A 19269-nucleotide genomic window follows, 5' to 3' on the forward strand; every position below is an offset into this window, starting at 1 on the left:
GCGATCCCGATCCCGCGTCAGGAGCCGCCATGCCGAGCCTCAACCCCACCGCCGAACAGCTGCAGCAATTTGCCGAACGGATGCCCGCCGGCACGCCTATCCTCATGCTCAACCTGTTGCGCTTCCGCGATCAGGCGGACTATGCGGACGACCCGACCCAGACGCCCTGCAGTGGCCGCGAGGCCTACGCCCGCTACAGCCGGACCGCACTGACGAAGGTCCGTGGCGTGGGCGGTAGCGTGCAATTGATGGCCGCAGCCCACGTTGCGCTGATCGCTCCGCAAGAGGAGGCATGGGATGAGATGCTGCTGGTCCGCTACCCCTCGCCGGAAGCCTTTCTGACGATGCTTGCCGATCCGGAATACCGCGCCGCGACCCCCCACCGCACCGCCGCGCTGGCCGATTCGCGGCTGATCGGCTGCACCGAGCGAAGCTAGAACGGCTCAGGATGGCGTGTTGAGTACCGCCAGCAGCGCTGCGGTTTCGGCGTCCGGCTCGCCGTCGAAGCGTGACGGCCGATACTTCATCTGGAAGGCAGCGATGACGTTGCGGGTTTCCAGGTCCAGATGCTCATGTGTCGGCACCTTGTAGCCCTGCGCGGCCAGTTGCCGCTGGAACCAGCCGATGTCGGGCAGCTGCTCGGCAAACACCTGCCGCTGCTGCGCCACCGCCACGGCATCCGGCCATGGCACGAGCCCCTCGTCGGCGAGACGCTTCCAAGGGAACAGCGGACCCGGGTCCACCTTGCGCTGAGGCGCGATGTCGCTGTGTCCGACGATAGCGCCGGGCTTGAGCCCATGGCGCTGCATGATGTCCTTGAGCAGCACGACCAGGGCGTCGACCTGCGCTTCGGAATAGGGATACCAAAGGCGCCGGCCCTGTGCATCCTCGACGTAGCCGCGATTGACCAGCTCGATGCCAATGGAACTGGAGTTGAGCCAGGTCCGGCCGTTCCACTGACTCTCGCCGGCATGCCACGCGCGCCGATCCTCGTCGACCAGTCGGTAGATGGTCGCCGGGAATTCACCGATCAGGTAGTGGCTGCTGACGCCATCCCCCTTGAGGATTTCCAGCGAGCGCTGCAGATCGCTTGAGGTGTAATGCAGCACGATGAACTGCGCGCGGCTGTCCTGGCCGAGGGACGTGTGGCGGGTGTCGATGCGGGGGCCGCTGGCGCAGCCGGCCAGCAGAACGGCCAGCGCACCTAGGATCAGGGCTTTCATGGTCACCTCGGGTCAACAACAGAATGACTCAGGCAGACGGCAGGCCGCTGGCCGTGCCATGGACATTTTCGCGTGGCGCCTGAAGAGACGGGCCAGTATACGCGGGGCGCAACCTGGGTCCAGACCGCCTGGTCAGGCCGTTTCGATTCGGTTGCGCCCGTTGCCCTTGGCCCGGTAGAGCGCCTGATCGGCCCGCTGGAACACCGCCTCGGCGCTGTCACGCTCGCGAAAATCGGTGACGCCTCCCGATAGCGTGACCTCCAGCCGCGCGCCCTTGAAGTGAAACGGGCAGGCCTGAATGCCGGCGCGCAGGCCATCGATCAGCGGCAGCCCTGCCTCGAGGGGCGTTTCCGGCAGCAGCAGGGCAAACTCCTCGCCACCGAACCGGGCAATGAAGTCGGTCTTGCGCAACCGCTTGCGCAGTTCATTGGCGATGATCTTCAGCACACGATCGCCGGCCAGATGGCCGAAGCTGTCGTTGATCCGCTTGAAATGATCGACATCGAGTACCGCGAGCAGCAAATGACCGCCATAGCGCTGCTGCCGAGCCATCTCCAGCTCGAGTCGTTCATCCCAGGCCGCCCGGTTGGCCAGCTGCGTCAGGGGATCCTGCAGCGCTTTCTGACGCTGCTCTTCGAGGTGCTGCTGCATCCCGACCGCCGCCTCCTCCAGGCTCGCCACTCGCCCGACGAGCGCACTCAGACGCTCGCTCAGACGCTTTTCGTGTTCGCCACGTTGCTGCTCATAGAGGTCGACGGTTTCGAGCAGCCCATCCAGACGCGTCTGCACGGCCTGTTTCAGTGATGGCAGGTCCTTGGCTTCGAGCATGCTGCTCTGCAACCCACCGACCTGCTGGCGCAATTCTTCGTCGAGCGCCTGGGCGACCTCCTGACTTTGCGCATGACCCTCGCGGGCAGAGCTCAGGCTCTGTTGCATGCTAGCCAGACGCTCGTTGAGCAGCTTGAGGTAGTTTTCGAATTCGCGCTGACCCTGATCCGCCACCATCAGCAACAGCTGGGCGAGGTCGTCGAGTACCGGCACCAGCTCATACCAGTTCAGGCCATGCTGAATGCGTTCACGCAGGGCCTGTGCCTGGGGTTGTTGGTGCTCGGGTAACTGCAGCCCGTCCAGCAGCCCGAACAGCGTGCTTTCAACCCGCTCGGCAATAGCGCTGTAGGCCTGCTCCGGCGACTCCGGCAACCGATAGCGCGCATCGGCGTCGGCGCTCAGATCCGGCGCCGGGGTCGGTTCGATTTCGGCGGGTGGCACGACCGTCGCGGCGGTCTGCTCGTCCATGGGCGTGGTATCGCGTCCGGGCAAGGGCGTCGATGCGGGCGCTGCTGTGGAATCAGACAGGTCTTCGGCGCGGTCCATGGACTGCGGACTCGCGTCGGTGGCCGCCCCGCTCGGGGGCGGGGCATGACGCTCCCGTGTACCGAACAGGCGGCCAAGCAAACCGACCGTAGCGGGCCCGGTCTGGTCCAGCACCGCCAATGCCTGGTGTTGCAGCTCGCCCAGTTCGCCGATCAGCGATGGCAGCTCGCGCGATTGCGCCGCCCGCTCGTCAAGCTGACGGTCGAATTTTTTCAGGGGCTTGCGGATCTCGCCCGGCAGCGGCAACTCGAGCAATGGCGAGACCAGACGGTGAAGCGCCGCGGTCAACTGCTCGAGGCGATCCTGCTTGCTGCGCTCGGTATCCAGAACTGCTCGCTCCAGGCGCGGCACCAGCGCCCCCAGGCGATCATCCTGGACATCGTCTCTGAGAATTTCGCGCAGTTCGCGCATGCACTGGTCGACGGCGGGGTCAGCTCCGTCGACCGCAAAGCTGCTGCGCACCAGGCTGCGTCGCAGCAGATCCAGCCGCGTTTCCCAGCGTTTTTCCTGGCGCTCCTGCTGCTCCAGCGAGCTTAGGTACTTTTCTTTCCAGCGCTTGGCGTCGTCGCTCACTTCAACCCTACCTTGGGAACCGGCAGCGCATCGCCGTGCATCGAGTCCGGTAACCGTATCTCCACCGCAACGGGCAAATGATCGGAGCTCGCCCGGGCCAGCACATCGACACGTTCGAGCGTCAGGCTCGGGCTGAGCAGAATATGATCCAGGCACCGGCTCGGGCGCCAGCTGGGAAACGTGGCTTCGATCTGCGGCGCCTGCAAACCGAGGTCGCGCAACGGAGAATGTTCCAGCAGGTCGCTGGCATGGGTGTTCATGTCGCCCATCAATACCTGATGCCGGTATGGGCCGATCAGCTCGCGAATATAAGCCAGCTGGCGTGTTCGGGTATTGCCGCCGAGGGCGAGATGCATGACCACAACCACGAGCGCGTCCTCGCCCTCCCCGAAACGCAGCAGGATCGCACCGCGCCCCGATGGACCGGGCAGGGGATGGTCCTCCAGCCCCTGTGGCTCGAGGCGGCTGAGCACACCGTTACTGTGTTGCGCGAAGCGCCCGAGGTTGCGGTTGAGTTGCTGGTACCAATAGGGGAAGGCGCCGAGTTGCGCCAGATGCTCGACCTGATTGACGAAGCCGGAGCGCATGCTGCCGCCGTCGGCCTCTTGCAGCGCAACCAGATCATAGTTGGCGAGCAGCTCACCGATGCGCTGCAGGTTCTGCGCACGCCCCTGATGCGGCAACAGGTGCTGCCAGCTGCGTGTGAGGTAATGGTGGTAACGCTCGGTGCTGATGCCGACCTGGATGTTGAAGCTCAGCAGTCGCAGCCTGCCATTGCAGGGCAAGCCGCTGGAGTCCAGACAGAGCGGATTGACCCGCGCCTGACCCGGACCGGCCAGACGCGGCGAACTCCAACGGCGCAGCATGCCGTGACCTTATTGCGCAGCGCGTTCTTTTTCGATCAGGAAGTCGGCGACTTCCAGTGCCCGCTGCGGTCCACCCGCCGAGCCGATGTCGAAGCGGTACTTGCCGTTGACGATCATGACGGGCACGCCGGTGATCTGATAGGCCATGGCGAGTTTCTTCGCCTGTTCGGCGCGGCCCTTCACGCCGAACGACTTGTAGGCCTTGAGGAAGGCGTCGCTGTCGACGCCCTGCCCGGCCAGGAATTCGGCCATCTTCTCTGGCGTGTCGAGCTTGTTGCCTTCACGGTGATAGGCATTGAACACCGCGTCATGGACCTTCTGTTCGACGCCCATCGATTCGAGCGCAAGGAACATCTGACCATGCACGTTCCAGACACCGCCGAACATGGCCGGGATGCGCTTGAAATCGACGTCTTCGGGCAATTGCTCGATCCAGGGGTTGAGCACCGGCTCGAACTGGTAGCAGTGAGGGCAGCCATACCAGAACAGCTCGACGACCTCGATCTTGCCTGGCTCAGCGACAGGCACCGGATTCTTCAGCTCGACGTATTCTTTCCCCGCCTGGAATTCCGCCGCAGTGGCCGGCAGGCCAAACAGACTTGCGGTGACGAGAACGGCGCTGAGAACGAGTTTACGCATGGTGACTCCCTTGGCTGTGAATGCTGACCGGATGGCAACAGGCTGCAGCAATTCGTTGCGGCTCGCCAGCGCTTTCCGCGGCTTTTCAAACTCTTGACATGATTATAGCGATGCCGAAAACGACGAAAGGGCGTCCCGGCTCACGCCTTGAACGCCCTCTCGGTCCACCGATCGACTAGAGGATCAATGCAGGCCCTGGATGTAGCTCGCCAGGGCTTCGATGTCCTTGTTGCTCAGCTTCGACGCGACGGTACGCATGATGGCGGCATCGCCATCGTTGGTGCGGTTACCCTCGCGGAAGTCGGTCAGTTGCTTGGCAGTGTACGCCGCGTGCTGGCCGCCCAGATGAGGGAAGCCGGCAAGGCTGATGCCCGCGCCGTTCGGCGAGTGGCAACCGGTGCAGGCCGGCATGCCCTCTTCCACCTTACCGCCACGGAAGAGCTTTTCGCCGTGCTCGACCAGCGCCGGATCGGCCATGCCGACCGTCATCTTCTGGCTGGCGAAGTAAGCGGCAATGTCTTCAAGGTCCTGATCGCTGTAGGGGTCGAGGATGCCGGTCATTTCCAGAACCTTGCGGCCCACGCCCGGCTCGGCGGTAGGCGCGCTGCCCACCTTGATGTCCTGGAGCTGCTTGAGCAGGTAGCTTTCGCCCTGACCCGCGAGTTTCGGGAAGTTCGGGGCAGGGCTGTTGCCGTCGGCGCCGTGGCAGGCACCACAGACGGCGACCTTTTCCTTGCCGGCTTCGGCATTTCCAGCCGCGTGGGCCATACCGGTGATGCCAAGGGTCAACAGCAGACTCACGAGTACTTTGTTCATCAGCTCATCCAACTACGGCTAAAGGGTTAAAAGAATCTTATTCGGCAGGCCGACCGCCGGAGCCGCGGCATTGCTCGTTATGTCGCATGGCTTGGTTTGAAACCTGCGCGTCCCTACAGCGCTCGAACGCGGCGCTGACGTGATCGTCACGGGGATTCATGTCAAGACCAAAGCGCACACAAAATCTGCGGCATTATATACTGGCGCTCCTGAAACGGAAATGAACCATTGCCGCACCCCTGCGCAATTCACCGGACTGCCCATGCTCCCTAAAAACCCGATCCTCGGTCTCTGCCAGCAAGCGACCTTCATGACCAGCGCCGCCAAGGTCGACCAATGCCCGGCTGACGAGGGGCTGGAAGTCGCCTTCGCCGGGCGCTCAAACGCAGGCAAGTCCAGCGCCCTGAACACCCTCACCCACGCCAATCTCGCCCGCACCTCGAAGACACCGGGCCGGACACAGCTGCTCAATTTCTTTCGTCTGGATGACGAGCATCGACTGGTTGACCTGCCCGGTTATGGCTACGCCAAGGTCCCGATTCCACTGAAGCAGCACTGGCAGCGTCACCTGGAAGCCTATCTGAGCAGCCGCGAAAGTCTGGCCGGCGTGTTCCTGATGATGGACATTCGCCATCCGCTGACCGAGTTCGACCGGATGATGCTCGACTGGTCCACCGCGAGCGAATTGCCACTGCATATCCTGCTGACCAAGTCCGACAAACTCGCCTTTGGTGCGGCAAAGAATGCCCTGCTGGCCATCCAGCGCGATATCCACAAAGGCTGGGGTGAGGGCGTCAGCGTTCAGCTTTTTTCCGCGCCGAAGCGCCAGGGTGTTGAAGAGGCCCAGCTCAAACTCGCCGAGCTGCTGGGGGTGCTGGACGAAGACTGAAAGCGGAACGAGTGCAGGCAGGGCGCCGCACTCTCAGACGTAAACGGCCGTCTTTGCAGGTACCGAGACGGCCGCCCTCAAGCCCGGATCGCCTGACCACGACTATCCACTATCGCGCGCCAAAGGCCGGAGCCGGGTCGTCCAGCCTCCAGCCTCCAGCGCGCTGATCTCGGTCCCTTAGTCCCTGTACGCCTCAACCGGTACGCAGGCGCAGAACAGGTTGCGGTCACCAAAGACATTGTCTACCCGATTCACGGCAGGCCAATACTTGTGCGCGCGCGTGTGGGCTGTCGGCGTGACGCCCTCGGCGACGCTATAGGGACGATCCCAGAGGTGGGTGACGTCGGCCAGGGTGTGAGGCGCGCGTACCAGCGGGTTGTCCTCAACGGGCCAGCCGCCACTCGCGACCTTGGCGATCTCGGCACGAATGCTCAGCATCGCCTCGACGAAGCGGTCGAGTTCGGCCTTGGATTCGCTCTCGGTCGGCTCGATCATCAGGGTTCCAGGCACCGGGAAGGACATGGTTGGTGCATGGAAGCCGTAGTCGATCAGCCGCTTGGCGACGTCCTCCTCGGTGATCCCGGTCTGCGCCTTCAGCGGACGCAGGTCGATGATGCACTCATGCGCGACGCGCCCGTTGCGGCCGCTGTAAAGGACCGGAAAGGCATCGCCGAGACGCTTGGCCAGGTAGTTGGCGCCGAGGATGGCGACCTCGGTGGCCTCACGCAGCTGCGGGCCCATCATGGCAATGTACATCCAGCTGATCGGCAGGATGCTGGCACTGCCCCAGGGCGCGGCACTGACCGCACCATTTTCCGGGTTCGGGCCCTGCAGCTCGATGACCGGATGGTTCGCCACGAAAGGCTGCAGGTGCGCCTTGATGCCGATCGGCCCCATGCCCGGGCCGCCACCGCCGTGAGGAATGCAGAAGGTCTTGTGCAGGTTCATGTGCGACACGTCGGCGCCGATATCGGCCGGGCGTGCCAGGCCCACCTGCGCGTTGAGGTTGGCGCCATCCATGTAAACCTGGCCGCCCTGGGCGTGGATAGCCTCGCAGATCTCCCGCACGCCTTCCTCGTACACACCGTGGGTGGACGGATAGGTGATCATCAGACAGGACAGCCGGTCACCTGCTTCGGCTGCCTTGCGCTTGAGATCCTCAAGATCAACGTTGCCCGCCTTGTCGCATTCGACAATGACCACACGCATGCTGACCATCTGCGCCGAGGCCGGATTGGTGCCATGAGCCGACGACGGGATCAGGCAGATGTCGCGCTGCCCCTCGCCGCGGCTCTCGTGATACTTGCGGATCGCGACCAGGCCGGCGTACTCACCCTGCGCGCCCGAGTTGGGCTGCATGGAGATGGCATCGAAGCCGGTGATCGCACAGAGCCAGGCCTCCAGCTCGTCGATCATGAGCTTGTAGCCCTGGGCCTGTTCCTGGGGCGCGAAGGGGTGCAGATTGGCGAATTCGGGCCAGGTGATGGGAATCATCTCGCTGGTGGCGTTGAGTTTCATGGTGCAGGAACCCAGCGGGATCATGGCCTGGTTCAACGCCAGGTCCTTGTTCTCGAGCTGCTTGAGGTAGCGCAGCATCTCGGTCTCGCTGTGATGACTGTTGAACACCGGATGAGCGAGGAACCCGGTCTGACGCGCCAGCGCCTCGGGAATACCGCTGGGGATGTCACCGGCGTCCAGCGTCTCGACATCCAACCCATGGTCGGCGCCCAGAAAGATCGCCAGCAGCTGCTCGACGGTCTTCTCGCAGCAGGTCTCGTCCAGGCTCACACCCAACTTGCCGCGTCCGAGGATGCGCAGGTTGATGCGTGCCGCCCGTGCGCTGTCGAGGATAGCCGTCTGGGCACCGCCGACGTCCAGGGTGAGCGTGTCGAAGAAGTGCCGGTTGAGGCGCTTGATCCCTCCCTGCTCCAAGGCATGCGCCAGGATCGCAGTGAGGCGATGGGTGCGCTGGGCAATCCGCTTGAGTCCGTCCGGCCCGTGGTAGACGGCATAGCAACTGGCGATGTTGGCGAGCAGCACCTGTGCCGTACAGATGTTCGAATTGGCCTTCTCGCGGCGAATGTGCTGTTCGCGGGTCTGCAGGGCCATGCGCAGCGCAGTGTTGCCACGCGCATCCTTGGACACGCCGATGATCCGCCCCGGCATGGCCCGCTTGAACTCGTCACGCGTCGCGAAGTAGGCGGCATGTGGCCCGCCATAACCCATCGGCACCCCGAAACGTTGCGTCGTGCCGAGCACCACATCGGCGCCGAGCTCACCCGGCGGGGTCAGCAGCACGAGGCTGAGCAGGTCAGCAGCGACACAGGCCAGCGCCTGGCGCTCATGCAGGCGTTCGATGGCCGGCCGCAGGTCGCGAATCTCGCCATGGGTGTCGGGATATTGCAGGAGGGCACCGAAAACATCTTCACCCTCGATATCCTCGACCGCCCCCACAACCAGCTCGAAGCCGAACGCCTCGGCACGGGTCTTCATGACCGAAAGCGTCTGCGGATGGCAGTTTTCGTCGGCGAAGAAGCGGTTGCTCTTGCTCTTGGCCACACGCCGCGCCAGCGTCATGGCTTCAGCCGCGGCGGTTGCCTCGTCGAGCAGCGATGCGTTGGCAAGATCCAACCCGGTCAGGTCGATGGTCAGTTGCTGGAAGTTCAGCAGCGCCTCGAGACGACCCTGGGCGATCTCCGGTTGATAAGGGGTATAGGCGGTGTACCAACCGGGGTTTTCCAGCACGTTGCGCAGGATCACCGGTGGGGTGATGGTGCCGTGGTAGCCCATGCCGATCAGGCTGGTCCAGACCTGGTTCTGCTCGGCGTAGCTGCGCAGCTTGGCCAGCGCGCCCTGCTCATCCAGTGCCGGCGGCAGCGCCAGTTCACCCTGCAAACGGATCGCTGGCGGCACGGTCTGCTCGACGAGCTGCTGACGGCTGGAAAGTCCCAGCGCTTCGAGCATGGCCTGCTGCTCGGCCGCATCGGGTCCGAGATGGCGACGAAGGAAGGCATCGGGCTGCTGAAGCTGGGAAAGGCGCGGCACTTGGGACATGACTGCTCTCTCGAAAAAGGAAAAGCCCCGACGGCCAGGCAACGTGAGACAAACTCACCTGCCAGCAGCGCGGGGCTCGAATAAAGGGACTCAGGCGTCGGCGTCGCAGGCGGCCTTGTAGCCATCGGCATCGAGCAGCTTTTCCAGCTCGGCCGCATCGTTGGGCTGCACGCGGAAGAACCAGCTGCCGTAAGGTTCGCCATTGACCATTTCCGGGGAATCGGTCAGCTGTTCGTTGATCGCCACGACCTCACCGCAAATCGGGGCATAGATATCGGACGCCGCCTTCACGGACTCGACCACGCCCGCTTGCTGGCCCGCGGTGAGCTGTTGCCCGACCTCGGGCAGTTCGATGTAGACGACATCGCCCAACGCCTCCTGGGCATGGTCGGAAATGCCGACGCTGACAGTCCCGTCCGCTTCGAGGCGGGCCCACTCGTGGCTGGCGGCGTAACGCAGATCGCTGGGGATGTCGCTCATGTTCATATCCTCGAAAAGCTGTCGATTGACGGGCGCTACAGGCGCCCTGCGGCCCGCTGCAGGGAAGCGCTCCGCGGAATTTACACCAGGACTTTGCCGTGACGCACGAAAGTCGGCTGAACCACCCGCACCGGGTACCACTTGCCACGGATCTCCACTTCCGCACGATCACCAGTGGCGGCGGGTACGCGCGCGAGGGCGATGGATTTGCCCAGTGTCGGTGAGAAGCTGCCGCTGGTGATCTCGCCCTCGCCGCTGCCATTGACCCGCACGACCTGGTGAGCGCGCAGTACACCACGCTCCTCCAGAACCAGGCCAACCAGCTTGGGCACGTCGCGTGTCCTTTCGGCTTCGAGCGCCTCGCGGCCGTTGAAGGCGCGATCGGATGGCTCCCATGCCACGGTCCAGCCCATGTTCGCCTGTAGCGGCGACACCGCCTCGGTCATGTCCTGCCCGTAGAGGTTCAGACCCGCTTCCAGTCGCAGGGTGTCACGCGCGCCCAGCCCGATCGGAGAGATACCGGCACCCACCAGCTCACTGAGAAAATCCTGCGCATCGACCGCCGGCAGGATGATCTCGAGACCGTCCTCACCGGTGTAGCCAGTCCGGCCGATGAACCAGTCACCGGCCGCGCGCCCCTGAAAAGGCTTGAGTTCCTGGATCAACGTGGCGCGCTGCTGGTTGACCAGCTCGGCGGTGCGGGCACGAGCGTTCGGCCCCTGGATCGCGAGCATCGCGAGGTCGGGGCGCTCGTGGACCTCGACCGCGAACCCCTGCGCTTGCGCCGTCATCCAGGCCAGGTCCTTGTCGCGGGTGCTGGCGTTGACGACCAGACGATAACCCCACTCGGTCAAGTAGACGATCAAGTCGTCGATCACGCCGCCTTGCTCGTTGAGCATTGCCGTATAGAGCGCCTTGCCCACTTCAGCGAGGCGGCCGACATCATTGGCCAGCAGCCGCTGCAGATAGGGCTTGGCCTCGCTGCCAGAGACGTCGACGACGGTCATGTGCGAAACGTCGAACACCCCGCAGTCGCGCCGCACCTGGTGATGCTCCTCGACCTGAGAGCCGTAATGCAGCGGCATGTCCCAGCCGCCGAAGTCGACCATCTTGGCGCCGAGGGCGAGGTGCTGATCGTAGAGGGGAGTACGCTGACCCATGGGTTTCTCCTTCCGGGCAGGTCGCCGAAGCGGCGTGGGTATAGCTTGTTAGTGCCGGACCGTGACGCCCGGCGTTTTTGGAATGGCGCGCATTGTAGCCCCAAGGTTGTGACAGGTCACGGTGAGGTGATGTACGCCATCAGCCACCAACGCGACGAGCGGACCGACGGATCAACATCACCACGGGCAGCAGTCCGACCAGGACCAGCGTCAGCGCCGGCAGAGCCGCCCGTGCCCACTCCCCCTCGCTGGTCATCTCGAAAATCCGCACGGCCAGCGTGTCCCAACCGAACGGACGCATCAGCAGGGTTGCCGGCATCTCCTTGAGCACGTCGACGAACACCAACAGGGCCGCACTCAGGGTACCCGGCACCAACAGCGGCAAATAGACGCGAAAGAACAACGCCGGTCCACCCACGCCGAGGCTGCGCGAGGCCTGCGGCAGCGAGGGACGAATACGCGCCAGCGTGGTTTCCAGCGGCCCGAAAGCGACCGCCATGAAGCGAATCAGGTAGGCCAGCAGAAGCGCGCCGAGGCTGCCCAGCAGTATCGGCTTGCCCGCTCCGCCGACCCAGGCGGACAGCGGCGCCACCAGCTCGCGATCCAGATAACTGAAGGCCAGCATGATCGACACCGCCAGCACCGAACCGGGCAGGGCATACCCCAGGTTGGCCAACCCGACCGCGGCACGCACCGAGCGCACCGGCGCCTGCCGCCTGGCGAACGCCAGCAACAAGGCCACGACCACTGTGATCAGCGCCGCGAGACCGCCAAGATACAGGGTGTGCAGGATCAGCCCCACGTAGCGCTCGTCGAGATCGAAACGCCCGCGCTGCCAGAGCCAGACCAGCAGCTGCAGCACCGGCACGACGAACGCGCAGAGGAACACCAGCCCACACCAGCTGGCCGCGGCCACGGCCTTCAGACCTCGCAGTTGATAAAGCGGCGCCGAGCGCGCCCGGTCATTCACCGGGCGCGCGGCACCACGCGCGCGCCGCTCTCCGTAGAGCACCAGCATCACGGCCAGCAACAACAGGCTGGCCAGTTGAGTCGCGCTGGTCAGGCTGAAGAAGCCATACCAGGTCTTGTAGATCGCCGTGGTGAAGGTGTCGAAGTTGAACACCGCAACCGCACCGAAGTCGGCCAGCGTCTCCATCATCGCCAGCGCCAAGCCGGCGCCAATCGCCGGCCGCGCCATGGGCAGCGCCACGCTCCAGAAGGCTCTCCAGGGCGACTGACCGAGCACACGGGCGGCCTCCATCAAGCCCTTGCCCTGCGCGATGAATGCCGCACGCGCCAACAGGTAGACGTAGGGATAGAACACCAGCACCAACACCACGATGACGCCACCGGTCGAGCGCACCCGGGGAAAGCGGATGCCGCTGCCGAACCACTCTCGCGCCAGCGTCTGGACCGGCCCCGCAAAATCCAGCAGACCGATGAAGACGAACGCCAGCACATAAGCCGGGATCGCGAAGGGCAGCATCAGCGCCCAGTCCAGCCAGCGCCGCCCGGGAAACTCGCACAGCGCGGTCAGCCAGGCGAGGCTGACACCCAACAGCACTACACCGGCACCGACACCGACCACCAGCGAAAGGGTATTGCCAAGCAGCCTGGGCATCTGGGTTTCCCACAGGTGCGACCAGATGCTGGTGTCGACGTCGCTCCAGCTGAACAGCAGCACGCTCAACGGCAACAGGACCAGCGCAGCAACCGAAAGGGTAATGGGGTACCAGCGACGCTCGACGGGATGTGACACGCGGGCCTCGGAATGCAGAAATGACAACGCCCCCGGAGCATCGGGGGCGTCGAGTATAACCTCAGCCACTGGCTAGTCAGTGGCGGGCGTTGCGCTACGGCCGCCACCGCGCACGAGGCGCGGCTGCGGTCGCGCCGTCAGTTCCAGCCGGCGCGATCCATCAGCTTGATCGCTTCCGCCTGGCGCCTGCCGGCCACCTCGACCGGAATGGTGTCGGCCTTGAATTCACCCCATGCAGCCACTTCCGAGGAGGGTTTCACGGACGGGTTGGCGGGGAACTCCATGTTGATGTCGGCGAAGATGCTCTGCGCTTCCGGAGTGGTCATCCACTCGACCAGCTTGCGCGCAGCCTCGGGGTGCGGCGCGTTCTTGGTCAGGCCGATGCCCGACAGGTTCACGTGCACACCCCGGTCGGACTGGTTCGGCCAGAACAGCTTGGCCTTCAACTCCGGGTTCTGCGCATGCAGACGCCCGAAATAGTAGGTGTTGACGATCCCCACGTCGCATTGCCCGGCGTCGACGGCCTGGACCAACGCCGTGTCGTCGGCGAAGACATCGGTCACCAGGTTGTTCACCCAGCCCTTGAGGATTTCCTCGGTCTTTTCGGCACCGTGGGTTTCGATCAGGGTGGCGGTCAGCGACTGGTTGTAGACCTTCTTGCTGGTCCGCAGGCAGAGGCGCCCGTCCCAGTTCTCATCGGCCAGCGCCTCGTAGGTGCTCAGCTCACCTGCCTCGACGCGCTCGGGCGAATAGACGATGGTCCGCGCGCGCAGCGACAGGCCCGTCCAGGCGTCGGTGGAGGAGCGGTATTGCGCCGGAATGTTCTCTTTCACCACGTCCGAGTTCAGCGGCTGCAGGATGCCCATCTGTTCGGCCTGCCAGAGGTTGCCGCCGTCCACGGTCAAGAGCAGGTCTGCCGGTGTGTTCTCGCCCTCGGCCTTGATACGGGCCATCAGCGGGGCTTCCTTGTCGGTAATGAACTTGATGTTCACGCCGGTCTTGGCCGTATAGGCATCGAAAACGGGCTTGATCAGCTCGTCGATCCGCGAGGAATAAACCACCACCTCATCAGCAGCCTGAACGGCACTCGATAGCGCGCTGAGCGCCAGAGCGGCGACTAAACCTTTGCTTGCCTGCATGGATCCGCCTCATCTTGGGTCAACAAAAGAGGCCAAATAGTAGTGAATCCTATTTGATAGCTCAATGCGACAACTCATGCAAAGCATTACAGGTCGCGTCAGGGCCGGGCCAGCGCAGGTAAATCCCCTGCCAGGCCAAGCGCCTGACGAACAAACAGAGCCCTGGCCTGGGGCATCGCCTGGACGCCTTTGAGGCCGGCGTTACGCAACCAACGCAGCGGCAAGGCGTCAGCCTGGAACAGCCGCTCGAAGCCCTCCATCGCCGCCATCATCGCCAGGTTCTGCGGCATGCGCCGTCGCTCGAATCGTGACAGGACCCGCAGGTCCCCCGGCCCGGCGCCCCGAGCAACTGCCGCGACGAGCACCTCGGCCAGCACCGCCGCATCGAGCAAGCCCAGGTTGACGCCCTGGCCAGCCAGCGGGTGAATGGTGTGGGCGGCGTCGCCGATCAATGCCAGCCCCGGCTGCACATATCGCTTCGCATGTCTCTGACGCAGCGGGATGCACAGCCGAGGGTCGACCGCGACCACCTCACCCAGGCGATACTCGAAGGCCCGCCCCAGCGCCTGCCGGAAGCCTTCATCATCCAGCGCCATCAAGCGCTGCGCCTCGGATTCGGTGGTCGACCAGACGATCGAACACCAATGATCATCCGTGTCCCGCTGCAACGGCAGGAAGGCCAGCGGCCCGTCATCGGTAAAGCGCTGCCAGGCGGTGCGCTGGTGCGTGTCGGCACAGCGAACGCTGGTCACGATCGCCTGATGCAGGTAATCCCATTCGCGCGTTTCACAGCCGGCCAGGCGCCTGACCGCCGAATGAGCGCCATCAGCCGCGACCAGCAGTGCGGTGTGAAGAACCTGCCCATCAGCCAGGGTCAGCCGCCAACCGGTGTCATCACGATGCAGCCGCTCCAACCGCGCCTCGCCGATCAGCTCGATCGAACCGGCGCGATTCAAGGCATCGAGCAAAGCGTCCTGGACGACCCGGTTCTCGACGATATGACCGAGCACCTCGGCATGCACGGAGGCGGCGGAAAAATGGATCTGGCCTGTCCCGGAGCCATCCCACACGCGCATGTCGACATAGGGGCTGGCGCGGCGCTCGACGATGCCCGCCCAGGCGCCCACATGCTGCAGGATGCGCTGGCTCGCCACCGAAAGCGCACTGACACGGGGTTCGAACGCACCCCGCTCGTCGAAAGGTTGCGACTGCAACGGCCCGGCGTCGATCAGTTTGATCGTCAACCCGGCATCCTTCAGCGCCAGCGCCAGCGTGCTGCCGACCATGCCCGCACCGACGATGATGAGGTCCGTATGCATCGTTCTCTCCTGCGTGGCCAGTTGCGGCCGTGTGGAAATATCAGCCTTCGCGGACGCCTAGCCCCATTGCCTGGCGCGCAAACCACCCTTTGCCCGGGGGCGACAGGTCCAGTGCGATCAACCCCAGGTTACGCGCCAGGACGCTGGTTGTCCCGGCCTCGCCGAACAGGCGGGTCAGGCGATCGGAAAAGCCGACCGTGAAGGTCTGATCGAGCCGTTGCCGACGCTGGTACGCCTGCAGAACAGCCAGGTCTCCCAGCGCCGAAGAGCTGGACAGCAATGCCGCGGCCAGCGCCTCGGTGTCGCGCAGGGACAGGTTGTAGCCCTGGCCAGCGATCGGGTGGAGGCTGTGTGCCGCGTTGCCGAGCACCACCAGGCCACGGCGCACCTGCTCCTCGGCTTCGATGAGCGTCAAGGGATAGAGATGCCGCGTGCCGACCTGGCGGAACCCGCCAAGACGAAAGCCGAACGCATCCTGCAGGTGCACAAGAAATGCCGCATCGTCGAGCGCGGCCAGGCGATCGGCGTCGGCTTTCGGCCGGGTCCAGACCAGGGCGCAGCGGTTGTCCTGCAATGGTAGCAGGGCCATCGGCCCATGCTCGGTGAAGCGCTCGAACGCTCGTCCAGCGTGTGCCTGTCCGGGGGTGACATTGGCGATCAACGCGCATTGCCCGTAAGGCGACCGCCGCACCTCGATGCCGAGCTGCTCGCGTAGCCCGGAGCGCCCGCCGTCGGCCAGTACCGCCAGATCGCATTCGAGCATCCGCCCGTCCGTCAGCGTAAGCCGATAACCCTGCGCCACCGGCTGCATGTGCTCGACCTCGGCGGGGCAATAACGCGTCACCACGTCGTCGTCCAGCGCTTGCCACAGGCAATGCCCGATCCAGGCGTTCTCTACGACGTAGCCGAGGGCCGGGACTCGCTCGCGTGCGGCGTCGAGCCGGGTCGCACCGGGATGCCCGCGATCCGACACGTGGATATGGCTGATGGGCTCGGCGCGCTCGGCGATACGCGCCCAGACGCCCAGACGCTCGTAGATCAGCCGGGTGCCGTAGGAAAGAGCCGTGGAGCGTGCATCATAGCTCGGCTGGTAGTCATGGCCCGGCTCGAAGGGCTCGATCAACAGGACCTTCCAGCCGCGCTCGCGGGCACCGGCCTGCAGTGCCAACGCAAGACTCGCGCCGACCAGCCCGCCACCGACGATCGCCAGCGTGGCCATGCTTCAGGCGACCTCTCGGGCCGCAGCCATCAGCGCCTCGATCTCGTCGGCAGCCTTGGGCACGCCTCCGGTCAGAATCTCGCAGCCGGTACGGGTCACCACCACGTCATCCTCGATGCGCACGCCGATGCCACGCCATTTCTTCGGTACGTCGGCATTATCCGCCGCAATGTAGATACCGGGCTCCACGGTCATCGCCATGCCCGGCTCGAGTACCCGCCAGGCGCCACCGACCTTGTAGTCGCCGACATCGTGCACGTCCATGCCGAGCCAGTGGCCAGCACGGTGCATGTAGAACGGCTTGTAGGCTTCAGCCGCGATCAGCTCGTCGACTTCGCCCTGCAGCAGCCCCAGCTCTACCAGACCGGCCGTGATGATGCGCACCGTTGCCTCATGGGCCTCGTTCCAATGCTTACCTGGGCCAATGTGCTTGAAAGCCTCCAGGTTGGCCGCCAGGACGATGTCATAGATGGCGCGCTGTTCTGCGGAGAAGCGACCGTTGACAGGAAAGGTCCGGGTGATGTCGCTGGCGTAGCAATCGATCTCGCAACCGGCGTCGATCAGCACCAGGTCCCCGTCCTTGAGCGGCGCGTCGTTCTCGCGGTAGTGCAGGATGCAGGCGTTCCTGCCCGCCGCGACGATCGAGCCGTAAGCCGGCATCTTCGCCCCGCCCTTGCGAAATTCATAGTCCAGCTCAGCTTCGAGGTGGTATTCATGCAGCCCGGCCCGGCTGGCCTGCATGGCCTTGATGTGGGCACGGGCGGAGATCTCCGCCGCGGTGCGCATGACCTTCACCTCGTTGGCCGACTTGTACAGTCGCAGGTCATGCAACAGGTGATCGAGCGCGACGAACTCGTTTGGTGGCTGGGCACCCTGCCGCGCCTTGGAGCGGATGGTGTTGATCCACTCCATGAGCTGATGATCGAACTCGGGATTGCTGCCGATGGCGTAGTACACCCGCGAACGCCCTTCGATCAGGCCCGGCAGGATGTCGTCGATATCGCCGATGGGAAACGCATCGTCCGCGCCATAGTCACGCACGGCTCCGTCCTGACCTGCGCGCAGCCCATCCCAGAGCTCGCGCGCCGGGTCCCGCTCGCGGCAGAACAGCACATACTCGCCATGCTCGCGCCCCGGAATCAGTGCGATCACCGCTTCCGGTTCGGGGAAGCCGGACAGGTACTGGAAATCACTGTCCTGACGATAGACGTGCTCGACGTCGCGATTGCGGATGTGCATCGGTGCGGCAGGCAGGATGGCGATGCTGTTGGGCTCCATCTGCTCCATCAGCGCCTTGCGCCGACGCGCATATTCGGATCGGGGAATGCGGGTCATGAACGGACAGCTCTCAATGCAGGGAAGGCTTGGGGACCGGCGCAGCGGGCTTGGCGCATTCGCTGAACAGCAGCATCGGCGCGACGCGCAGGTATTCCATGACTTCCATGTAGTCGCTTTCGCCGTCCTCCGACTCTTCCAGCGAGCCCTGTACCTGGGCGATCGCCGCCAGGTCCTGCAGGACTTCCATCGCTTCGCTGCTCAGGGCGCGGTCACCGGCGATCAGGCCGAAGCCGGTCAGGAAACTCTGACACCACTGCCCCAGCGCGGTTGCGCGCTCGGTGAGCGATGCCTCATCGGAGGGCAACAGCAGGACGATGGCGATATCCTCGCCGGCCAGTTCGCCCTTGACCATTTCCTGCAGGCCGACAAGGGCCTGACGTACTGGCTCGTCCGGCTCTGCTCCCAGCAGCTCGGTAGCGTCGGCGATCCAGGCGTCCGCATCGAAGCCGGCCCCGGCGCAACTGCGCCCGAGAAGGAGACCGTGCAGTTCGGCAGGGGTTACGGGCTGGGCACTGCTGGCCAGTAATGTGGAGAAGGCAGCATAAGGAGAATTCTGACTGGACATTGGCTGCTAGGCGCGCAAGGGCGCTAATGACTAGAATGGAGGCCTCGTATCCTAGCATCGGCGCCCGAGCCAAGACCATCGAAGACGGCCGCCCCGCCGCAGCGCCCTCATCAGGAATCCCATGGAAGACGCCGATCTGCAAATGCTGGCGAACAAGCTGGAGCTGCTGTTACAGCGCGTCGAACAGCTCAAGGCCCAGAACCGTCTGCTGCTGCACAGCGAGCAGGCCTGGCGCGAAGAGCGCGCTCATCTGATCGAGAAGAACGAAATCGCTCGAGTGAAGGTCGAAGCGATGATTTCGCGCCTGAAAGCCTTGGAGCAGGACTCATGAACCAGCCGAACACCGTTACCGTGCACATCCTCGACAAGGAGTACTGCATCGCCTGCCCACCGGAAGAGCGCAGCAACCTGGAGAGCGCGGCCAGCTATCTGGATCGAAAGATGCGCGAGATCCGCAGCAGCGGCAAGGTCATCGGCGCCGACCGTGTCGCCGTCATGGCCGCCCTGAATATCACGCACGAGCTCTTGCACAAGCATGATCGTCTGGATGCCCAAGCGAACAGCGCACGCGAGCACGTACGCACCCTGCTCGAGCGGGTCGACAGCGCGCTTGCCGCCGATCCAAACCCACCGCGCAACTGATCAACGGTAGTCGGTTTGCGTTATACTCGCGCCCACTCCCTGGCATGTTCGCCAGTCGGCGATGACCCTCTCCCGATAAGCAACACCATGGAGGCTACACGTAGTGCCGGTGTGCATGTCCGCCTGACGGAAAGCCTTAAGGTACTCTGTAGTCGCCACCTTGAACTCTCGGGTTCAAGGGCCTACGCGGGCAGCGGCATGCTGGGGAGCTTGC

18 protein-coding genes and 1 other RNA gene are annotated in these 19269 nt (G+C 64.4%); 5 read left to right on the forward strand and 14 right to left on the reverse strand.

Translation table 11 applies throughout. The features are described 5' to 3' along the window. The first annotated feature begins 29 nt into the window (after positions 1 to 29). The gene (locus tag MST27_RS01810; RefSeq protein WP_243604294.1) at positions 30 to 437 is read left to right on the forward strand and encodes a DUF1330 domain-containing protein; all 408 of its coding nucleotides are present in this window, start codon (positions 30 to 32) and stop codon (positions 435 to 437) included. Positions 438 to 443: 6 nt separating this feature from the next. On the opposite strand, the gene MST27_RS01815 is transcribed toward MST27_RS01810, so the two are convergent. The 5 genes from MST27_RS01815 to MST27_RS01835 all read right to left on the reverse strand — a co-directional run bounded on the left by MST27_RS01815 (position 444) and on the right by MST27_RS01835 (position 5491). Next, the gene (locus tag MST27_RS01815) at positions 444 to 1223 is read right to left on the reverse strand and encodes an N-acetylmuramoyl-L-alanine amidase (RefSeq protein ID WP_243604295.1); all 780 of its coding nucleotides are present in this window, start codon (positions 1221 to 1223) and stop codon (positions 444 to 446) included. A gap of 132 nt (positions 1224 to 1355) precedes the next feature. Continuing rightward, positions 1356 to 3170, reverse strand: a complete 1815-nt coding sequence (locus MST27_RS01820; protein ID WP_243604296.1) for a diguanylate cyclase — start codon at positions 3168 to 3170, stop codon at positions 1356 to 1358. Next, a complete protein-coding gene (locus MST27_RS01825) occupies positions 3167 to 4036 on the reverse strand; it encodes an endonuclease/exonuclease/phosphatase family protein (RefSeq protein ID WP_243604297.1) in 870 nt (289 codons plus the stop codon). The genes MST27_RS01820 and MST27_RS01825 overlap by 4 nt, the downstream gene beginning before the upstream one ends. 9 nt (positions 4037 to 4045) lie before the next feature. Next, positions 4046 to 4675, reverse strand: a complete 630-nt coding sequence (locus tag MST27_RS01830) for a thiol:disulfide interchange protein DsbA/DsbL (RefSeq protein WP_243604298.1) — start codon at positions 4673 to 4675, stop codon at positions 4046 to 4048. Between the two features lie 183 nt (positions 4676 to 4858). Continuing rightward, complete coding sequence (locus tag MST27_RS01835; protein ID WP_243604299.1) at positions 4859 to 5491, reverse strand: c-type cytochrome; 633 nt, start codon at positions 5489 to 5491, stop codon at positions 4859 to 4861. A gap of 262 nt (positions 5492 to 5753) precedes the next feature. On the opposite strand from MST27_RS01835, the gene yihA reads away from it, so the two are divergent. Beyond that, on the forward strand, positions 5754 to 6380 hold the full coding sequence (gene yihA, locus MST27_RS01840) for a ribosome biogenesis GTP-binding protein YihA/YsxC (RefSeq protein WP_243604300.1): 627 nt from the start codon (positions 5754 to 5756) through the stop codon (positions 6378 to 6380). Between the two features lie 177 nt (positions 6381 to 6557). Here yihA and gcvP read toward each other — a convergent pair whose 3' ends face one another. The 9 genes from gcvP to MST27_RS01885 all read right to left on the reverse strand — a co-directional run bounded on the left by gcvP (position 6558) and on the right by MST27_RS01885 (position 18413). Further along, positions 6558 to 9434 carry an aminomethyl-transferring glycine dehydrogenase gene (gene gcvP, locus MST27_RS01845; RefSeq protein WP_243604301.1) on the reverse strand — a complete coding sequence of 959 codons (2877 nt, stop codon included), beginning with the start codon at positions 9432 to 9434 and terminating at the stop codon, positions 6558 to 6560. Between the two features lie 90 nt (positions 9435 to 9524). Beyond that, a complete protein-coding gene (gcvH, locus tag MST27_RS01850) occupies positions 9525 to 9914 on the reverse strand; it encodes a glycine cleavage system protein GcvH (RefSeq protein ID WP_243604302.1) in 390 nt (129 codons plus the stop codon). A gap of 80 nt (positions 9915 to 9994) precedes the next feature. Further along, positions 9995 to 11074: a glycine cleavage system aminomethyltransferase GcvT gene (gcvT, locus tag MST27_RS01855; protein ID WP_243604303.1), complete on the reverse strand. Its 1080-nt coding sequence runs from the start codon at positions 11072 to 11074 to the stop codon at positions 9995 to 9997. 139 nt (positions 11075 to 11213) lie between these two features. Then, positions 11214 to 12833, reverse strand: a complete 1620-nt coding sequence (locus MST27_RS01860; protein ID WP_243604304.1) for an ABC transporter permease — start codon at positions 12831 to 12833, stop codon at positions 11214 to 11216. A 137-nt stretch (positions 12834 to 12970) separates the two neighbouring features. Next, positions 12971 to 13972, reverse strand: coding sequence for an extracellular solute-binding protein (locus MST27_RS01865; RefSeq protein WP_243604305.1), 1002 nt, complete (start codon positions 13970 to 13972; stop codon positions 12971 to 12973). Positions 13973 to 14070: 98 nt separating this feature from the next. Further along, positions 14071 to 15291, reverse strand: a complete 1221-nt coding sequence (locus MST27_RS01870) for a 2-octaprenyl-3-methyl-6-methoxy-1,4-benzoquinol hydroxylase (protein ID WP_243604306.1) — start codon at positions 15289 to 15291, stop codon at positions 14071 to 14073. A 40-nt stretch (positions 15292 to 15331) separates the two neighbouring features. Further along, positions 15332 to 16510, reverse strand: coding sequence for a 2-octaprenyl-6-methoxyphenyl hydroxylase (gene ubiH, locus MST27_RS01875; RefSeq protein ID WP_243604307.1), 1179 nt, complete (start codon positions 16508 to 16510; stop codon positions 15332 to 15334). Between the two features lie 3 nt (positions 16511 to 16513). Next, entirely contained in the window at positions 16514 to 17845 is a 1332-nt protein-coding gene (gene pepP / locus MST27_RS01880) for a Xaa-Pro aminopeptidase (protein WP_243604308.1), read from the reverse strand. Positions 17846 to 17858: 13 nt separating this feature from the next. Beyond that, positions 17859 to 18413 (reverse strand): YecA/YgfB family protein, encoded by a 555-nt coding sequence (locus MST27_RS01885; RefSeq protein ID WP_243604309.1) that lies wholly within the window; start codon positions 18411 to 18413, stop codon positions 17859 to 17861. A 121-nt stretch (positions 18414 to 18534) separates the two neighbouring features. On the opposite strand from MST27_RS01885, the gene MST27_RS01890 reads away from it, so the two are divergent. The 3 genes from MST27_RS01890 to ssrS all read left to right on the forward strand — a co-directional run bounded on the left by MST27_RS01890 (position 18535) and on the right by ssrS (position 19267). Further along, on the forward strand, positions 18535 to 18744 hold the full coding sequence (locus MST27_RS01890) for a TIGR02449 family protein (protein WP_243604310.1): 210 nt from the start codon (positions 18535 to 18537) through the stop codon (positions 18742 to 18744). Next, positions 18741 to 19055, forward strand: a complete 315-nt coding sequence (locus MST27_RS01895; RefSeq protein ID WP_243604311.1) for a cell division protein ZapA — start codon at positions 18741 to 18743, stop codon at positions 19053 to 19055. The genes MST27_RS01890 and MST27_RS01895 overlap by 4 nt, the downstream gene beginning before the upstream one ends. Before the next feature lie 33 nt (positions 19056 to 19088). Further along, positions 19089 to 19267: non-coding RNA, 6S RNA (ssrS, locus tag MST27_RS01900), on the forward strand. Positions 19268 to 19269 lie beyond the last annotated feature (2 nt).

Source organism: Stutzerimonas marianensis (genome assembly GCF_022810315.1).
Lineage (GTDB): Bacteria > Pseudomonadota > Gammaproteobacteria > Pseudomonadales > Pseudomonadaceae > Stutzerimonas > Stutzerimonas marianensis.

What these genes read in the sequence shown, in the direction of transcription:
- MST27_RS01810 (WP_243604294.1), top strand. Translation starts at nt 30, where the DNA reads ATGCCGAGCCTCAACCCCACCGCCGAACAGCTGCAGCAATTTGCCGAA.
- MST27_RS01815 (WP_243604295.1), bottom strand. Translation starts at nt 1,223, where the DNA reads ATGAAAGCCCTGATCCTAGGTGCGCTGGCCGTTCTGCTGGCCGGCTGC.
- MST27_RS01825 (WP_243604297.1), bottom strand. Translation starts at nt 4,036, where the DNA reads ATGCTGCGCCGTTGGAGTTCGCCGCGTCTGGCCGGTCCGGGTCAGGCG.
- MST27_RS01830 (WP_243604298.1), bottom strand. Translation starts at nt 4,675, where the DNA reads ATGCGTAAACTCGTTCTCAGCGCCGTTCTCGTCACCGCAAGTCTGTTT.
- MST27_RS01835 (WP_243604299.1), bottom strand. Translation starts at nt 5,491, where the DNA reads ATGAACAAAGTACTCGTGAGTCTGCTGTTGACCCTTGGCATCACCGGT.
- yihA (WP_243604300.1), top strand. Translation starts at nt 5,754, where the DNA reads ATGCTCCCTAAAAACCCGATCCTCGGTCTCTGCCAGCAAGCGACCTTC.
- gcvP (WP_243604301.1), bottom strand. Translation starts at nt 9,434, where the DNA reads ATGTCCCAAGTGCCGCGCCTTTCCCAGCTTCAGCAGCCCGATGCCTTC.
- gcvH (WP_243604302.1), bottom strand. Translation starts at nt 9,914, where the DNA reads ATGAGCGACATCCCCAGCGATCTGCGTTACGCCGCCAGCCACGAGTGG.
- gcvT (WP_243604303.1), bottom strand. Translation starts at nt 11,074, where the DNA reads ATGGGTCAGCGTACTCCCCTCTACGATCAGCACCTCGCCCTCGGCGCC.
- MST27_RS01865 (WP_243604305.1), bottom strand. Translation starts at nt 13,972, where the DNA reads ATGCAGGCAAGCAAAGGTTTAGTCGCCGCTCTGGCGCTCAGCGCGCTA.
- MST27_RS01870 (WP_243604306.1), bottom strand. Translation starts at nt 15,291, where the DNA reads ATGCATACGGACCTCATCATCGTCGGTGCGGGCATGGTCGGCAGCACG.
- ubiH (WP_243604307.1), bottom strand. Translation starts at nt 16,510, where the DNA reads ATGGCCACGCTGGCGATCGTCGGTGGCGGGCTGGTCGGCGCGAGTCTT.
- pepP (WP_243604308.1), bottom strand. Translation starts at nt 17,845, where the DNA reads ATGACCCGCATTCCCCGATCCGAATATGCGCGTCGGCGCAAGGCGCTG.
- MST27_RS01885 (WP_243604309.1), bottom strand. Translation starts at nt 18,413, where the DNA reads ATGTCCAGTCAGAATTCTCCTTATGCTGCCTTCTCCACATTACTGGCC.
- MST27_RS01890 (WP_243604310.1), top strand. Translation starts at nt 18,535, where the DNA reads ATGGAAGACGCCGATCTGCAAATGCTGGCGAACAAGCTGGAGCTGCTG.
- MST27_RS01895 (WP_243604311.1), top strand. Translation starts at nt 18,741, where the DNA reads ATGAACCAGCCGAACACCGTTACCGTGCACATCCTCGACAAGGAGTAC.